15 protein-coding genes, 1 tRNA gene and 1 riboswitch are annotated in these 16,277 nt (G+C 42.1%); of the genes, 11 read left to right on the top strand and 5 right to left on the bottom strand.

The annotated features are described in order from the left end of the window. Positions 1–51 precede the first annotated feature (51 nt). Positions 52–1,602, bottom strand: a complete 1,551-nt coding sequence (locus tag ACFX4X_RS07625; protein WP_061465848.1) for an ABC-F family ATP-binding cassette domain-containing protein — start codon at positions 1,600–1,602, stop codon at positions 52–54. Positions 1,603–1,863: 261 nt separating this feature from the next. Here ACFX4X_RS07625 and ACFX4X_RS07620 point away from each other — a divergent pair, with 261 nt between their 5' ends. After that, positions 1,864–4,056, top strand: coding sequence for a DNA topoisomerase III (locus ACFX4X_RS07620; RefSeq protein WP_377382754.1), 2,193 nt, complete (start codon positions 1,864–1,866; stop codon positions 4,054–4,056). Positions 4,057–4,277: 221 nt separating this feature from the next. On the opposite strand, the gene ACFX4X_RS07615 is transcribed toward ACFX4X_RS07620, so the two are convergent. The 4 genes from ACFX4X_RS07615 to ACFX4X_RS07600 all read right to left on the bottom strand — a co-directional run bounded on the left by ACFX4X_RS07615 (position 4,278) and on the right by ACFX4X_RS07600 (position 6,989). After that, complete coding sequence (locus ACFX4X_RS07615) at positions 4,278–4,445, bottom strand: hypothetical protein (RefSeq protein ID WP_284469149.1); 168 nt, start codon at positions 4,443–4,445, stop codon at positions 4,278–4,280. Between the two features lie 307 nt (positions 4,446–4,752). Continuing rightward, the gene (locus ACFX4X_RS07610; RefSeq protein WP_377382752.1) at positions 4,753–5,229 is read right to left on the bottom strand and encodes a GNAT family N-acetyltransferase; all 477 of its coding nucleotides are present in this window, start codon (positions 5,227–5,229) and stop codon (positions 4,753–4,755) included. A 1,280-nt stretch (positions 5,230–6,509) separates the two neighbouring features. Beyond that, a complete protein-coding gene (locus ACFX4X_RS07605; RefSeq protein WP_377382751.1) occupies positions 6,510–6,740 on the bottom strand; it encodes a hypothetical protein in 231 nt (76 codons plus the stop codon). 175 nt (positions 6,741–6,915) lie between these two features. Then, positions 6,916–6,989 (bottom strand) — tRNA-Arg (locus ACFX4X_RS07600). A gap of 188 nt (positions 6,990–7,177) precedes the next feature. Between ACFX4X_RS07600 and ACFX4X_RS07595 the strand changes: the two genes are divergently transcribed. The 10 genes from ACFX4X_RS07595 to ACFX4X_RS07550 all read left to right on the top strand — a co-directional run bounded on the left by ACFX4X_RS07595 (position 7,178) and on the right by ACFX4X_RS07550 (position 16,267). Then, positions 7,178–8,080, top strand: a complete 903-nt coding sequence (locus ACFX4X_RS07595; RefSeq protein ID WP_377382807.1) for a polysaccharide deacetylase family protein — start codon at positions 7,178–7,180, stop codon at positions 8,078–8,080. A gap of 86 nt (positions 8,081–8,166) precedes the next feature. Next, positions 8,167–8,341: riboswitch (cobalamin riboswitch) on the top strand. A gap of 162 nt (positions 8,342–8,503) precedes the next feature. Next, a complete protein-coding gene (locus ACFX4X_RS07590) occupies positions 8,504–9,469 on the top strand; it encodes an ABC transporter substrate-binding protein (RefSeq protein WP_483878230.1) in 966 nt (321 codons plus the stop codon). Next, positions 9,432–10,487: a FecCD family ABC transporter permease gene (locus ACFX4X_RS07585; protein ID WP_377382750.1), complete on the top strand. Its 1,056-nt coding sequence runs from the start codon at positions 9,432–9,434 to the stop codon at positions 10,485–10,487. The genes ACFX4X_RS07590 and ACFX4X_RS07585 overlap by 38 nt, the downstream gene beginning before the upstream one ends. A 6-nt stretch (positions 10,488–10,493) precedes the next feature. Further along, positions 10,494–11,966: a heme ABC transporter ATP-binding protein gene (locus ACFX4X_RS07580; RefSeq protein WP_377382748.1), complete on the top strand. Its 1,473-nt coding sequence runs from the start codon at positions 10,494–10,496 to the stop codon at positions 11,964–11,966. Continuing rightward, entirely contained in the window at positions 11,963–12,928 is a 966-nt protein-coding gene (gene cbiB, locus ACFX4X_RS07575; RefSeq protein ID WP_317778024.1) for an adenosylcobinamide-phosphate synthase CbiB, read from the top strand. Before ACFX4X_RS07580 ends, cbiB begins: the two co-directional genes overlap by 4 nt. Continuing rightward, the gene (cobD, locus tag ACFX4X_RS07570; RefSeq protein ID WP_377382746.1) at positions 12,903–13,976 is read left to right on the top strand and encodes a threonine-phosphate decarboxylase CobD; all 1,074 of its coding nucleotides are present in this window, start codon (positions 12,903–12,905) and stop codon (positions 13,974–13,976) included. Before cbiB ends, cobD begins: the two co-directional genes overlap by 26 nt. Beyond that, positions 13,949–14,524, top strand: coding sequence for a bifunctional adenosylcobinamide kinase/adenosylcobinamide-phosphate guanylyltransferase (locus ACFX4X_RS07565; protein WP_061465832.1), 576 nt, complete (start codon positions 13,949–13,951; stop codon positions 14,522–14,524). The genes cobD and ACFX4X_RS07565 overlap by 28 nt, the downstream gene beginning before the upstream one ends. Beyond that, positions 14,521–15,312, top strand: coding sequence for an adenosylcobinamide-GDP ribazoletransferase (gene cobS / locus ACFX4X_RS07560; RefSeq protein WP_377382744.1), 792 nt, complete (start codon positions 14,521–14,523; stop codon positions 15,310–15,312). Before ACFX4X_RS07565 ends, cobS begins: the two co-directional genes overlap by 4 nt. Further along, a complete protein-coding gene (locus ACFX4X_RS07555; protein ID WP_284469156.1) occupies positions 15,270–15,887 on the top strand; it encodes a histidine phosphatase family protein in 618 nt (205 codons plus the stop codon). Before cobS ends, ACFX4X_RS07555 begins: the two co-directional genes overlap by 43 nt. Further along, on the top strand, positions 15,839–16,267 hold the full coding sequence (locus ACFX4X_RS07550) for a bifunctional adenosylcobinamide kinase/adenosylcobinamide-phosphate guanylyltransferase (RefSeq protein ID WP_377382741.1): 429 nt from the start codon (positions 15,839–15,841) through the stop codon (positions 16,265–16,267). Before ACFX4X_RS07555 ends, ACFX4X_RS07550 begins: the two co-directional genes overlap by 49 nt. Positions 16,268–16,277: the final 10 nt, after the last annotated feature.

Genomic DNA, 16,277 nt, shown 5'->3' with positions numbered 1-16,277 from the left:
TACTTCATAATAAAAGGGGATGCCGCGTTCTGCGACATCCCCTAAAAAAAATTAATTTTGAGCCGACCATTCTTCTACATCCCATACTTTGGTAACCCAATCTTCATAGAAGTCAGGTTCATGGCATACGAGGACAATCGTTCCTTTATACTCTTTCAATGCACGTTTCAGTTCTTCTTTTGCAACTACATCCAAATGGTTAGTCGGTTCATCGAATAACAGCCAATTGCTTTCGGTAAGCATAAGTTTACACAGACGTACTTTTGATTGTTCACCACCGCTTAAATGGCTCATTGGACGTGTAATGTGCTCGTTTTTCAGACCGACACGGGCAAGAATGGCACGTACCTGTGGTTGGTCTAGATGCGGGAATGCATTCCACACTTCATCGATTGGTGTCGTATTGCCTGCTTTGACTTCCTGTTCAAAATAAGAAGAAAAAAGGAAATCGCCAAGTGATCTTTTGCCGCCTAGAGGATCAATTTTGCCCAAAATCGTTTTTAAAAGAGTGGATTTTCCAACTCCATTACAGCCGACCACGGCGATTTTTTCTCCCCGTTCGATTGTCATGGACAACTTCGGAAGCAATGGGCGGTCATATCCAATTTCCAAATCCTCACCTTCAAATACATAACGGCTGCTCGCACGTGATTCTTTAAAGTCAAAGGTAGGTTTCATTGCAGTTTCTGGACGATCGATACGTTCCATGCGATTCAATTGCTTTTGACGGCTCTTTGCCCGACCGGTCGTTGAGTAACGGGCTTTATTTTTTGCAATGAAATCTTCTTGCTTTTTAATGAATTCACGCTGTTTTTCATAGGCATTGATGTGCTGATTTTTATTCAATTCGGCAAGCTCAAGGAATTTTTCATAAGTTGCCGTGTAACGGGTCAGTTTTGAAAATTCAAGATGGAAAATGACGTCGACGACGCCGTTCATGAACTCGGTATCATGCGAAATTAATAAGAAAGCATTAGGATATTCCTTTAGGTAGCTGCTCAGCCAGCGGATATGCTCTACATCCAAGTAGTTCGTCGGTTCATCAAGGAGCAGTACTTCAGGCTGTTCCAAAAGTAACTTGGCTAGTAAAACTTTTGTCCGTTGTCCACCGCTTAGGGCAGAAACGTCACGGTCCAATCCGATTGCATCCAACCCTAAACCGCGTGCCGCTTCTTCAATTTTAATATCCAGATTGTAAAAACCACCGGCTTCAAGCTTGTCCTGGATTTCACCCATTTGTTCCAAGAGTTCTTCAAGTTCTTCTGGAGTGGCTGTCCCCATTTTCTCTGTTACTTCATTCAATGCTTTTTCCTGCTCGAATAAAGGTAAGTATGCATCCCTTAAGACGTCGCGAATCGATTTACCTTTAGAAAGTATCGTATGCTGATCTAGATATCCATATTCGACACCAGGTGTCCATTCCACCCGGCCATCATCATGGATAAGCTGTCCTGTAATGATATTCATCATCGTTGACTTTCCGACACCATTTGCCCCGACCAGACCAACATGTTCGCCGGCCATCAGGCGGAAGGAAACATCCTTGAATAAGGTGCGGTCGCCAAAGCTGTGTGCTAATTTATCTATAGAAAGTAAGCTCATTTATATTGAACCTCCCAATTAATTTGAAAAAATCCCTACGTTTCATCATACTAAAATCTGCACGGGATTGCTATCTAATCTATTAATTTACATATATGCCCTTTGGTGACAATCGAGCCCTTGGCAGGGAAAATCGTAATGATGAATATAGGATCGACACCTGTTGGACCTGTTTTTGGATGCCATGCCTATGCATTATCGCCCTGTCATAAATTATGTGAGATAATAGAGAAATCAGTTTAAAAGGGAAGGATGTTTACTATGAGTAAAACAGTCGTACTGGCCGAGAAGCCTTCGGTCGGAAGAGATATAGCAAAAGTGCTGAATTGCGGGAGAAAGGGTAATGGTTTTTTTGAAGGCGATCAGTATATCGTCACATGGGCTCTAGGTCATTTGGTGACACATGCAGATCCGGAAACTTATGATGAAAAATATAAAACTTGGCGCCTTGAGGACCTGCCCATGTTGCCGAATTCTTTGAAATTGGTCGTGATCAAGCAATCAGGCAAGCAATTTCAATCGGTTAAAACACAGCTGAACCGCAATGATGTCAAGGATATCATCATTGCAACAGATGCAGGCCGTGAAGGGGAACTTGTTGCACGCTGGATTCTCGAAAAAGCGAATGTGAAGAAGCCAATCAAGCGGCTTTGGATTTCCTCTGTAACGGATAAAGCGATCAAAGATGGATTTAAAAAGCTGAAGGATGGCAAGGAGTATGAAAATCTATTTGCCTCTGCTGTGGCCAGAGCGGAAGCGGACTGGATCGTTGGGATGAACGCGACACGCGCTCTTACAACCAAGCACAATGCCCAGTTATCCTGCGGTCGGGTCCAAACGCCGACACTTGCGATGATTGCAAAAAAGGAAGAAGAAATAAAACAATTCCAGCCTAAGAAATATTATGGCGTTTCGGCAAATGCAGAATCCGATTTGCGCCTAATCTGGCAAGATGCCCAATCAAAAGATATACGCACATTCGATAAAGCCAAGGCAGAAAAGGTTCTAGCAGCCGTGAAGGGGAAAAAGGCAGAAGTGGTGGAAGTGAACAAAGCCCATAAGAAAAGTTTTGCCCCTTCTTTATATGATTTAACGGAACTTCAACGGGACGCCAATAAGAAATTCGGCTATTCGGCGAAAGAGACATTATCGATCATGCAGCGCTTATATGAAAGCCATAAAGTCTTGACGTACCCAAGGACGGATTCACGCTTTTTATCAACGGATTTAGTTGATACGCTAAAAGAAAGATTACAGGCCGTCAGCATTAAACCATATGCCCAGTATGCATCGAGGATCCTGCGCAGTCCGATTAAGGCCAATAAATCGTTCGTGGATGATAGTAAGGTATCGGATCATCATGCAATCATCCCCACTGAGCAAACGCCGCTACCGGGAAAACTGAGCGACAAAGAATCGAAAATCTATGATCTGGTCGTTAAAAGGTTCCTTGCCGTATTGATGCCGCCTTTTGAATATGAGCAAACGACCATAACCGCGAAAATGGGGCAGGAGACGTTCATGGCAAAAGGGAAGGTCGTCCTGAAATCAGGCTGGAAGGAAGTCTATGATCATCAATTTGATGAGGAAGAAGCTAAAGATGGCCTTGCCGAGCAACTGCTTCCGAACGTTCAAAAAGGTGACAGTTTAACCATTTCGACTGTGAAACAAACAGAGGGTGAAACGAAACCGCCGGAACCATTCAATGAAGGCTCACTTCTTTCGGCAATGGAAAATCCTGCTCGTTTCATGACAGGGGAAAGCAAAGAACTCATCAAGACTCTGGGTGAAACTGGCGGGATTGGGACTGTTGCAACGCGTGCTGACGTTATTGAAAAACTGTTCAATAGCTTCCTGATCGAAAAGAGAGGGAAGGGCCTTCATGTTACTTCGAAAGGAAAACAACTCCTTCAATTGGCACCTGAAGACTTACGATCTCCAGCACTGACAGCTCAATGGGAGCAAAAGTTAACAGCAATTGCAAAAGGAAAGCTAGCAAAACAGGCTTTCATCGGCGATATGCGCGCCTACGCTAAAAATATCGTTCATGAAATCAAAAATAGTGACCAAAAATTCAAGCATGATAACGTGTCAGGAACGAAATGTCCTGATTGCGGCAAGCTGATGCTTGAAGTGAATAGTAAAAAGGGAAAAATGCTTGTCTGTCAAGATCGTGAATGTGGCCACAAAAAAGGTGTTTCACGTGTAACAAATGCCAGGTGTCCACAATGTCACAAAAAGATGGAAATGCGCGGTCAAGGAGAAGCACAGACATTCACATGTAAATGCGGTTTTCACGAAAAACTTTCTTCTTACAATAAACGAAGAGGGCAAACTAAAAATCAAAAAGTATCAAAAAATGAAGTCTCCAATTATATGAAAAAGCAAAATAAAGAAGAGCCGATCAATACTGCATTAGCGGATGCTTTGGCCAAATTGAAATTCGATAAATAAAAGAAATAGGTCCTTCACTATTAGTTTTTATAGTGAGGGCTCTTTTTGTGGGATTATTTGCATGGGCAGAGTGGGCATAATCCTTGCAGTTTTCTGCTTCCGCAGGGCCATCTTTCCTGACAATAAGATTGCCGCTTAATGAAGTGGCGAAATTCATAAAAAAAGACAGTGGAAAGGGATGGAGCATTCACTCCATCCCTTTCCATATATCGCGGCTACGACTAAATTTCATTCAGTACGGTCCCTTGCAATTCATATTCAAGTGTTTTATCAGTTTTTTTTGTGTGTTTATCCGAATCCACTAGTGTAAGCGTACAGAATGGTTGCTGATCACCCGGACTGAAAATTGCTTCATCATTCTCTGGATTCCATAGGCTGTAAATACTCATGATCAGTATCCTCCTTTGGGTGAGAAGACTAGTAATTCCCTTTTTGATTATCATCTAACTCTTCAATTGACTCTAACGCTGATCACCGGGACTAAACACCGCTGCGTCATTCTCTTTGTTCCATTGGCTTCTGATTGTACTCATCGTGCACATCATCTCCTTTGGTGAGAATGTCTTACAGTATTTGTATACCCGGATGGGACAGGTTCAAACATTTCTTTTTAAAAAAGTGTAATTATATACCAGCTGTAATGTATATCCATTATTTTTCTGCAGATATTTATCGAAATAAAAAAATGAATATGAATTAAATGGTTAAATTCATAATATATTGTTCGCCGATATTTCCAAACTTTCTCAAACCCGTATCATGAAATCCAGCCCTAACATACAGCTTTTGTGCGGGGATGTTCTTATGATTGACAGCTAATACAATTTCATCGCAATTAGGAAATTCTGATTTAACAAACTCGTCCAGTAGGAGCATGCCTTGTTTTGCATAGCCTTTTCCCTGCTGCTTATAATCAACTGATAATGCGGTCAGCAATATGGCATTGGGGTTAGTCGAATATTCTTTTACGCGATCTGTTGAATGCAGTAAAAAGAAACCCACAGGTTCATCATCACTTAAAATGACAATACGATGCTGCCCTTTTGTTACGTCTGTAAACTTGTTTGGCAAGGCAGTAAATAGACCTTGTTCTTCAGGCAGTTCAAACTGATTTAGCTTTTCGGAATATTCATCTGAAAAATGCTTTAACTCAACGAAATTTACCTTTTCCATAAAATGCTCCCCCTGACCCTTCTTCTACATATTACCATTACGAAGCCGGCTATCTTCTTAATTTAAATAATTAGTGCCATTTAAAATTAATGTTCACTGAATGTTCAAGAATGGTAATATTTTAGATTTTTAATTATTATTTACCATCCAATTTCAAAGATTTATCCGATACATATCATGATAACTACAATTTGAATTCAAAAAAGGGAGGTAAAGCAGAAAGCTTTATCAGACGAATCAAATGTTAATTCTGAAGGACCTACAACAATAGAATTAAGCGATGGTTCATCTGTTGAACTTAGTTCAACAGATGAAGTTGATAACAGTAATTCAAGAAGCATACAGGCTCTGGCAATTACCTCTACAAAGATGGGGCCATGGCGTCATGAACCTAAAGATTATGGAGAAAGATTGTATACTGCTTGGGTTAAATTAAAAAGTGTAGGGGTGGTTGTTGCTACCTTAAAATTAGGTAATCATTATTCTGTTGGTAATTATGGGTTGAAAATGAGATATTGTTCTGTAGCAGGAACAAAAGGTCTACTTGGTCAAATGTAGATGCTTCATGTGATGTTACTGATTCAAAAGCTGAAAAAATAGGTTATGATATGAATGCTGTAGGAAATTATAAATTGAGTGGTAGCGTTTCTAATGGCTATGTAAGTCTTACTAGTTCTCTCAAACTTACTCTTTTAAATAAAAATAGTAAATATGCTCGTGTTTATCAAAAATATTCATATAGAGACTAAAATTTTTAATGGAGTTGAATTAAAATGAATGTATCGCCTTCTTATTTTATATTTGGTTTAATAAACATGATTTTAATGATTGGAGCTATACCAGCTATCATATACGCTTTATATTTATTAAGAAAAATTTCAAAAAAATAAAGTGAAAAAGGAAGAGGGACTTTTGTAGTCCCTCTTCCTTTCAGAGTGTAGACAAACCCCTTTTCCAAAAGAATTGTTGGAGAAAAAGGGGGTTTTTTATCTTTTAATTAGCATATTTAGTTGTAAATTTGAAAGAAGGACACAATATATTGTTGCTAAACTTTTTATAAAAAACAGCTGTCGACTTTGTCGACAGCCTGAAAGGAAGAGGGACTTTTGTAGTCCCTCTTCCTTTTTTTGTGCCTTTGTTTCTTCAGCCAATTACAATAAGGGTCATTAATCCCCTCCAACTTGATCGAGTAGATATTAATGAGATTCTTCTAACTGGTTCTATGTTTCATGCTTGGCTCCATCGTGCAGGTTACATGGACCCAAAAGCGACTAGTTTTTTCATTTCATAAAAGACGGATGATAAACAGATAAGTATTCCGTTAGGTACCTAATGTGCCGTACATATTCGCCCAATGTTCGCTGTCGGACACCTTCAGCAACTTTTGCACGGAGAAAAATATCTAAGGCTTCTTGCAGTGTGTATTCAATTGTGAAACTTTCCGTAGTCTTACTGGTCAATTTCCGTTCCTTTAACGCTGTTCCACGCTGTTTAATAACGTGTTTTTTCATAAAAAAAGCACCTCCAGACATAGAAAGATAATAGTGAAATGGAATATCACTGTTTCCTACGTACAGAAGTGCTTTTATCCTACATACAATTTACGGCTTTTACGGTCATGCCAACAGAAAAAAACCCTGCTACAACACGGAGAAACCGCATTATAACAGGGCTTATAAACTTTAGCGTCCCAGATAGGAATCGAACCTACGACCTACAGCTTAGGAGGCTGTCGCTCTATCCTGCTGAGCTACTGGGACATATAAAAAAGTCGACGACTTATTTATTATATTTCTTATAGGCAAACTTTTCAAGTTAATAGCAATAATAATTATGAAAAAAAACATCTAGACGCTTAGGGGGCACTCAGCTCTCCTGTTTCCTTACTCTTCATTAAATGGAATACTTTATTATTTCCTGGTTTTCTGGTACTATAATGCTAGAAAAAATTAGGAGAATGATAGTGGGGAATTATAGAGTTTTATGGATGGTGACGCTGCTGGGGATTTTAATTTTACCGGCATGCTCACAAGGGATTTTAGAGGGTATAGGCACAAAGACGGCTGCGCCTATCACGGAAGATAACATTGAAGTGGCTGCAGCAGCGGAGAATGACACTGGGCAGGATTCGGAGGACGAATTATATACTGAACGAATCGATACGAGAGACTGGATAATGGCCGAGTCCGCGGTACAGCTTCCAATATTGATGTATCATAGCATTTCTGAAGGCAATGGCCTTCGGGTACCAAAAGAGGAATTCCGATTACAAATGACTTGGCTTCGGGAAAATGGTTACTATACATTATCCCCTGAAGAGGCATTTCTCGTTTTAACCGAAAATCGGATGCCAAGTGAAAAGTGTGTCTGGCTTACTTTTGATGATGGCTATACAGATAACTACACAGACGCTTTCCATATACTAAAAGAATATGATATGAAAGCGACTGTCTTCATGATCGGGAAGTCCATCGATAAAGGTCATCACCTGACTGAAAAACAAATGATGGAGATGAGCGGGAATGGGATTTCGATCGAAAGCCATACTATCAACCATTTGGAGCTGAACCGCATGACGGCAGAGCAGCAAGAAGCGGAAATGGTCCAGTCAAAGGATCTGTTCGATCGTATCCTCCAACAGGACACAACAGTGCTTTCCTATCCAGTTGGTCGTTATAATGAAGAGAGTCTCAGGCTTTCAGAAGAAGCTGGATACAAGATGGCAGTCACTACTGAACCTGGAGGAGCTTCAAGGGACCAAGGGATGTATGCCTTGCATCGAGTTCGGATTTCACCTGGATTATCAGTCGGTGGGTTCGCGTCGCTGATAGAAAATGCTTCAAATCATTGAAGATGGACGGTGCATTTCAAACTTGTTCAGAAAAATCATATAATAATAGATTCTTACATGGTGTATAATGAAGGCAGTGAAAATTATATACATATGAACGATTTGGTGTCTTAATGACTTAAAAGGGAAGTTGGTGAAATGCCAGCGCGGTCCCGCCACTGTATTTGGGAGCTGACGGCTGTGTACCACTGTATGGGATATGGGAAGGTGCCGTTGACGATGACCATGAGCCAGGAGACCTGCCAAGATTCGTACACCTGTAACCTACGCGGATGGGAAGGTGTGTGGCAGACCCTAAGAGTCCGTAATGATATTGTTGCCATACAAGCATCTTCCGTTTAACGGGAGGTGCTTTTTGTTTTGGGTGCATCTTCCGAGATTATTAGGTGAAGAAATTAAATGAAAAGATTGTGGGGAATGAAAATGAAGAAGATTTTTGGTTTGATATTGTTGATGTTGCTTACTGCAGGCATGATGGTTGGCTGCAGTGGCGCTACTGATGAAGGAAAAGAAAAGCAGCAAACGAATCATGCTCAACACGACGCTTTCCCGATTACGATTAAAGATGCAACGGGCGAAAAAGTAACGATAGAACAAAAACCGAAGAAAATCGTTACGTTGATACCAAGTAATACAGAAGTGGTATTTGCACTTGGTTTAGGTAAAAAGGTCGTTGGTGTATCCGACAATGATAATTACCCGGAAGAAACGAAAAAAATTAAAAAAGTTGGCGGAATGGAAATGAACACGGAGCTGATTGTCTCCATGAAGCCCGACCTTGTTCTTGCCCATGCATCAAGTGCCCATAATTCGAATGAGGGTTTAAAGCAGCTTAAGGATGCTGGAATAGATGTCCTTGTAGTCAATGATGCACAAAGCTTTGACCAAGTCTATGAATCTATTGAAATGATTGGAAAGGCAACGGGAGAAAATGATAAGGCAAGCGAAATCGTTACGGATATGAAAACAAAGCTCAAGGATATTCAGGAAAAAGCCAAATCCGTTAAAGAAGCGGATAGGAAGACCGTTTTAATTGAGGTTTCGCCATCACCGGATATATATACACCTGGAAAAAATACCTTCATGGATGAAATGCTTCATATTATTTCAGCGGATAATGCTGCTGCTGAATTGGACGGCTGGGCAAAAATTGATGAAGAGTCGATGATTGCTGCAAATCCGGATGTCATCATTACAACGTATGGTAATTATACAAAAGATCCAGTAAGTGAAGTGACAGGCCGAAAAGGATGGCAAGACGTAAATGCCGTTAAGAATGGCCAAGTCTTTGATGTCCCTTCTGACTTGGTGACCCGTTCCGGTCCACGCTTAATAGAGGGAGTAGAGGAACTTGCCAAATCAGTCTATCCGAACCTATTTGACAACTAAATGGACGTTTGCTTATTTAATTGCGTTGTTATTTTTGTTATTTGCAATGACGATAGGCATTTCCTTTGGTTCGGTGCCAGTTCCGATTTCCGTACTTATACAAATAATCGGCAAGGAGATTTTTCACTTGCCGATTTCTGCTGATCCGGATGTGATGCTTACGAATATCGTGATGAACATCCGCTTGCCGCGTGTGTTGCTTGCGGGTTTGGTTGGGGCATCACTTGCGATTGCGGGTGCAGCTTTTCAGGGACTGCTCCGGAACCCGCTCGCTGATCCTTACACATTAGGTATTTCTTCAGGAGCATCGGTCGGCGCCGTATTGACAATATTCTTGAATATATCACTGCCATTCATCGGTTTATATACTCTTCCGGCATTGAGCATCTTATGTTCAGTACTCACGATGTTCTGCGTACTGACTTTTGCAAAAAAAATGGATCGATCGATGAAAGTGGAAACGATCATTTTAACGGGAATCATTTTCAGCTCGTTTTTAAGTGCCTTCATTTCATTGATGATTGCGCTGACGGGTGATGAATTAAGACAAATCATCGGCTGGCTGATGGGAAGCGTCTCAATGCGCGGATGGAATTATATCGTAATCATTTTGCCGTTTTTTATTATTGGTTCGTTGACCTTGATCATGAATGCAAGCGAATTGAATGCGATGACTTTCGGGGAAGACCGGGCAAAACACTTAGGTGTGAACGTGAAGCGGCGGAAAATGTGGATCTTGATAGCCGGTTCGACATTGACAGGGGCAGCCGTTGCCGTTTCAGGGGCGATTGGCTTTGTAGGATTGGTCATTCCTCATTTTGTCCGGAAGATTTGGGGACCTGACCATAAACATTTGCTTCCGTTGTCATTGCTGGTAGGAAGCGGATTCTTAATATTGGCGGATTTTGTAGCACGAACGATCATTGCCCCATCGGAACTGCCGATCGGGGTGATCACCTCACTTATCGGGGCACCGGCATTTGCGCTGATTTTATTAAAGAGACGGAGAGAAGGGTAAAAACGGATGCTTGAAGTAAAAGGGTTAACAGGTGGATATGACAACAAAACTGTTTTGGACTCTGTCTCTTTTGATGTACATAAAGGGGAATTATTCGGGATCCTTGGTCCTAATGGCAGCGGAAAAACGACGCTTTTAAGCATGCTTAGCGGGGTGCTTAATTATAAGGACGGAAGCGTACGGTTAAGAGGCAGGGATTTGAAGGAATATTCATCAAAACAACTTGCACAGGTCATTGCCGTGCTCCCTCAACATTCCTCATTAGCTTTCTCCTATACAGTAAAAGAGACGGTCTCACTTGGGAGGTATGCCCATCAAACGGGCTGGTTCCATAGTTGGTCCGCAGAAGATGAAATGATCGTCCAACGGGTTATGGAACAAACGGGAGTAGCGGATTTCCAGGATCTTCATTTTGAACGATTATCAGGAGGGGAGAGACAACGGGTCTTACTGGCACAGGCACTTGCCCAGGAACCGGAAATTCTTTTTTTGGATGAGCCTACGAACCACTTGGATCTTTCCTATCAAAAGGATCTTCTTGATCTTATGAGAAAACTGGCAAAAGAACAGGAGTTAACCGTTATTTCAATTTTTCATGACTTGAATTTGGCTGGATTATATTGTGATCGGCTTATGTTGCTTGAAAAAGGGCAAATTCAGGTTGTTGATGTGCCGAATGAAGTGCTCCAACAGGAACGGATTCAAGGTGTATATCATACGACGATTGAAAAACATCCACATCCCGCACTTCCGAAACCTCAAATGTTCATCGTTCCGGAGAAGCATGGCAATGACACTATCCCATTGGAAATTGATGAATCTTATCTGACAGTGGGACCTGAGATGATTCAATTGAATTCTCCGATCCCGCTTAGAACGATGTCTTCTGGAGTGACCGGTTCGGGTACGGGCTGGCATAAATATTTCGTGAATAGGCATGTCCATCATGATTATGACTGCAGGGATCATCATGTTGAAATGGCCGGCTATTTAAAAACTCATGGATTTGAACCGCAGGAAACGGTGGGGATGATGACAGCCGTCTTTCTCGATACGGTTGCCTTCAAGTTAATGAGAGCTGAAGATTTCTCGGTTTTTATCATCGTGACGGCTGGTGTAGGGAATGCCATCGACGCTTCTTTAGCTGACCGGCATTCTTGGAGTTCCGCTCCAGGAACCATAAATACATGGATATTCATAAATGGGCATTTGGCAGAAGAGGCTTTCATACACAGCATAGTTACTGCGACCGAGGCAAAAGTAAAGGCCCTTCATGATTCGCATGTCTTGGATAAGGTGACGAATACATGTGCAACAGGAACATCGACTGACAGTATTTTGATTGCCGCAGCACAAAGAGGGGCAAAGCTTCAATATGCAGGCACCATCACTCCGTTAGGGAAGCTGATCAGTCGCGGTGTATATGATTGTACAGTAGAAGCAATAAAGAAAAATCGGAAACGGATTGAGGATCTATGATTTACCATCATCTTATTGCAGTTACACTGGCGTTTTTCCTTGATTTATTAATTGGTGATCCGCCAAATTGGCCGCATCCAGTTAAATGGATAGGAACGATGATAAGCAAGTTGGATCAGGCATTCAATAGAGGGGCATATAAGAAACGGAATGGACTCTTCATGTTGATCATCGTCTTAGCGATGGTGATATTGATTACAGGTCTAACCGTCTACTTGGCTTATCGGATCCATCCGCTTGCAGGTATCCTTTGGGAAGCTGTTGTCATTGCCACTACGATAGCTCAGAAGGGCTTAAAGCAAGCTGGAATGGATGTGTGCCATCCGCTGAATGAACGGGATTATCCTGAAGCGAGGCTTAAACTTTCCTATATCGTGGGCCGTGATACTGCTGATCTTGATGAATCCGAAATCGTCAGGGGGACGGTAGAAACCGTAGCAGAAAATACCAGTGATGGTGTTACTGCCCCAATGTTTTGGGCAGCTGTTGGCGGTGCGCCGCTCGCGATGGTGTACAGGGCAATTAATACCTGCGATTCCATGGTTGGGTACAAAAATGATAAATATGGGCAATTTGGCTGGGCTTCAGCTAAGCTCGATGATATCGTGAACTGGATTCCCAGCCGCCTCACTGGGTTCCTGATGTTGCTGAGCTCAAAATCCGGCTATCATGGATTTGGTGCTAGATGGAAGATATTATTCAATGATGCTAAAAAACATCCAAGTCCGAATAGCGGGTGGTGTGAAGCAGGCGTTGCTGCCATTTTGGGAATACAGCTAGGCGGCCGGAATATGTACAAAGGAATTGTTTCCGACCGTGCGAGGATGGGCGTTCCGCTTGTTCGATTAGAAGCAAAACATATACCAAAAACGATTACCATCATGCATCGGTCATCTTTTCTATTTCTACTGATGCTATGGCTAGGGGGACTTATTCTTGACATTACCTTCTCATGGCTCTAATCCTCATTATCTTTACGAAGCGCTGGAAATCGAAATGCCTGAATCTGTTCTCGATTTCAGTGCTAACATCAACCCATTGGGTCCGCCTTTACGTATAAAGGAACAGTGGCCTAGATTTTTCGAAGGAATCTTACATTACCCAGATCCGCATGCCATTGAACTGACAAAATCAATTGCCAAAAAAGAAGCGCTTCCTGAGCAATCCGTTTTGGTGGGTAATGGTGGTGCAGAAATAATCATGTTGGTAGCGAACAGGTTAACCAATCAAAGGGTGTTGATCATTCAGCCGGCATTTGCGGAATATGCAGAAGCTTGTTTGGCAGCAGGATGTGAGGTCGATTTTCATCAGCTTGATGCACCTGAGTGGAAACTGGACTTGGATCGGTTGATTCCTAGATTATCCGAATATGATGCAATTTTCTTATGTACGCCTAATAATCCGACGGGTGTTTCATTTAAGAAGGATGAAGTTAGGAAATTGATCTTTGAATGTCAAAAAGCGGATTGCCTGGTTGTCATGGATGAGGCTTTTTATGATTTCACGGAAGATGCCTTTACTTATGCTTCTTTAATCAATGAATTTCCACATTTACTCATTCTAAGATCAATGACTAAAATCTTTGCAATTCCGGGTTTGAGACTAGGCTATTTGCTTGCGGCACCTGACATCATAACCCGTGTAAGAACTTATAAACCGCATTGGAGCGTCAACCATGTTGCATTGGAAGTAGGGAAAATCTGTCTTGCTGAAGAAGCATATATGAGAAAAACAAGAGACTATATTCAATTGCAAAAGCAGAAACTATTCCGGTTTTATGAGGAACAAGGGGTGAGTGTCTCTGATAGCGCAGTTAATTTCTATTTAGTGAAAGATGAATCCTTATCCCTTTTTCCCTTTTTGCTAAAAAAAGGAATAGTACCGCGCCATACCTATAATTTCCCGGGGTTGGATGGAAAGTGGCTTCGGTTTGCAGTGAAGAGTGAACGTGATAACGAAGCGCTGATGGAGGGGGTAAGACAGTGGAGAAAGCAAGGCTCTGTTTTATAACCGGGGGTGTCCGGTCCGGAAAAAGCAGTTTCGCGGAAAGAAAAGCCCTTGAATATGCACTTCAAACGGATGGGAACTTGCATTACCTCGCTTGCGGCCGTGTCAGTGATGTTGAAATGGGTGAACGCATCCTTAGGCACCAGAAAGATAGAGAAAGCTGCCCAATCGCCTGGAAGACTTCGGAATACGCAACGGATATTACACGAATAGGAGCGGACATTAATCAGGATTCCATAATCCTGCTCGATTGTCTGACAACCCTGCTTGATAACGAACTATTTGGCCCAGGTGTTCCGCTTGAAAAGGAGTTTTTACAAAGCGTTTTTTCAAAAATAATAACCGGGATCAATGAGATAAGAAAACGATCCAGCTGTTTAATAGTCGTGAGCAATGAATTGGTGCAGGAACCGATTTTCCAGAATGATTTCCTCCATATATACGGAAAAACATTAGGCCTGCTTCATCAAACGATCGTCGGGCAGGCGAATGAAGCCTATCTAGTTGAATCGGGAATCCCATTGCGGAAGAAAGGGTGCATGCAGGAATGAACGCAGTGATTGGATTTTTAATTAACCTGCAGTTCTTTACAGTTTTTCCAATTAAGAAGCAGCTTCCTATGGAGAAGAAATATATACACCGTGCCATTCAAACCTTTCCACTAGTTGGTCTTTTACTAGGCTTGATATTGGGCGGTGTTTTATATGCACTAGTTGAATGGACCCCATTGTCATCGCTTGCAATTGCCTTTTTCCTTTGGTTTTTGACGATGGCATTAACGGGAGGTTTGCATCTCGATGGCTGGATCGATGCAAGTGATGCTTTTTTTTCCTATCAGGATAAAGAGCGGCGATTGGAAATCATGAAGGATTCAAGGACAGGTGCATTCGGTGTCATCTCCGTCATTGTCCTTTTGGCCGCCCGGTTCATATTTATCTATGAAATTGTCGAAAGGGTCAATGAATGGACATACTTCTTGATCATTGCCCTTCCACTCTTAAGCAAATGTGTGATGGGTTATTTACTTATCCGGATGCCACTGGCTAAAAAAGAGGGGCTCGGCGCTTTTTTTCAAAGTGCAGTAAAGAAAAGCAGTTTGCCCATTTATTTGCTGTACCTCCTTGTAAGTCTGGCGATCGCCTGGATCATCGATTCTAAGCTTGTCACCTTATTTTTCATCATGTGTCTGGCTGCACTGTTTTTCCTGTTTTATATAAAACGTAAAGTCATCAGTTGGTTCGGTGGGATAACGGGGGATGTACTGGGGGCATCCGTGGAAGGGGTTGAGCTTTGGTTATGGCTGATATTGTGGCTATTACACTACTTCGCCATGGGCTGACAGTAGCAAATGAGCGAAAGGCCTATTTAGGCTGGACGGATTCTCCATTAAGTACCGAAGGAGAAAAGGAAATTCTAGACTTAAGGGGCTCTTACCCACAGTATGAAAAAATTTACACGAGTGATTTGCCTCGTTGTGTGGAAACTGCAAGACTGCTGTTTCCAGATATAGTTCCGGTCAAAAACGCTTCGTTCCGTGAAATGAATTTCGGCAGTTGGGAAGGGCAGACGTATGATGATTTGAAGGCAGATGAAGATTATCTTAATTGGCTGGAACGTCCCATGGAGGCATTGGTGCCTGGGGGTGAAAGCTTTCCGGGATTTTCCGAACGTGTTAATAATGGCTGGAAACAATTGATTGCCTGTAAGGAGAACCGATTTGCCATAATGACACATGGTGGGGTAATTCGTGACTTATTGGTCCGTTATGCCCCGAAGGAAAAGAATTTTTTTGATTGGGGGATTTCCCATGGCAGGGGATATGAGCTGATATGGGAAGACCGGAACAGCTTAAGGAGGGGAGAACGATGCACTTTGTTACAGGGGGCGCCTATAATGGGAAAACTAAATGGGTAAAGCAATTGTATGGTCTGGAAAGTGATGTCCTTTGGCTATCCGGTTATCGAAAAGAACAGCCGGAATTGATTGATTTTCAAGGCAATACTGTTGTATTGCAGGGGTTGGATGCATGGATACAACAAGATGCAGAAAAGATGGATTCAGATTCGATTCGAAAAAGGTGGAAGGAAATCATGGCTGACTGGCGAATATGGGAGAAAGAAAAGGATGCTCACAACTGCATTGTAATCGGATCGGATATTTCCAAAGGAATTGTTCCGATGGAAGCACTTGATCGCAGATGGCGCGATGCCTGCGGATGGGTCTTTCAAGATGTAGCATCCATATCAAGGCGCGTTGACATCATTTGGTACGGAATTAACCAAAGAATAAAATAGAGGAGGTAAT

It is taken from the genome of Peribacillus sp. YIM B13481 (assembly GCF_042787985.1).
Classification (GTDB): Bacteria; Bacillota; Bacilli; order Bacillales; family DSM-1321; genus Peribacillus; species Peribacillus simplex_A.
This window is presented reverse-complemented; position numbering and strand designations above follow the sequence as displayed.

Bases quoted from the DNA above. Each gene is read 5' to 3' on its own strand.
- ACFX4X_RS07625 (WP_061465848.1), bottom strand. From the start codon at position 1,602: ATGAGCTTACTTTCTATAGATAAATTAGCACACAGCTTTGGCGACCGC.
- ACFX4X_RS07620 (WP_377382754.1), top strand. From the start codon at position 1,864: ATGAGTAAAACAGTCGTACTGGCCGAGAAGCCTTCGGTCGGAAGAGAT.
- ACFX4X_RS07615 (WP_284469149.1), bottom strand. From the start codon at position 4,445: ATGAGTATTTACAGCCTATGGAATCCAGAGAATGATGAAGCAATTTTC.
- ACFX4X_RS07610 (WP_377382752.1), bottom strand. From the start codon at position 5,229: ATGGAAAAGGTAAATTTCGTTGAGTTAAAGCATTTTTCAGATGAATAT.
- ACFX4X_RS07605 (WP_377382751.1), bottom strand. From the start codon at position 6,740: ATGAAAAAACACGTTATTAAACAGCGTGGAACAGCGTTAAAGGAACGG.
- ACFX4X_RS07590 (WP_483878230.1), top strand. From the start codon at position 8,504: ATGAAGAAGATTTTTGGTTTGATATTGTTGATGTTGCTTACTGCAGGC.
- ACFX4X_RS07580 (WP_377382748.1), top strand. From the start codon at position 10,494: ATGCTTGAAGTAAAAGGGTTAACAGGTGGATATGACAACAAAACTGTT.
- cbiB (WP_317778024.1), top strand. From the start codon at position 11,963: ATGATTTACCATCATCTTATTGCAGTTACACTGGCGTTTTTCCTTGAT.
- cobS (WP_377382744.1), top strand. From the start codon at position 14,521: ATGAACGCAGTGATTGGATTTTTAATTAACCTGCAGTTCTTTACAGTT.
- ACFX4X_RS07555 (WP_284469156.1), top strand. From the start codon at position 15,270: ATGGCTGATATTGTGGCTATTACACTACTTCGCCATGGGCTGACAGTA.
- ACFX4X_RS07550 (WP_377382741.1), top strand. From the start codon at position 15,839: ATGCACTTTGTTACAGGGGGCGCCTATAATGGGAAAACTAAATGGGTA.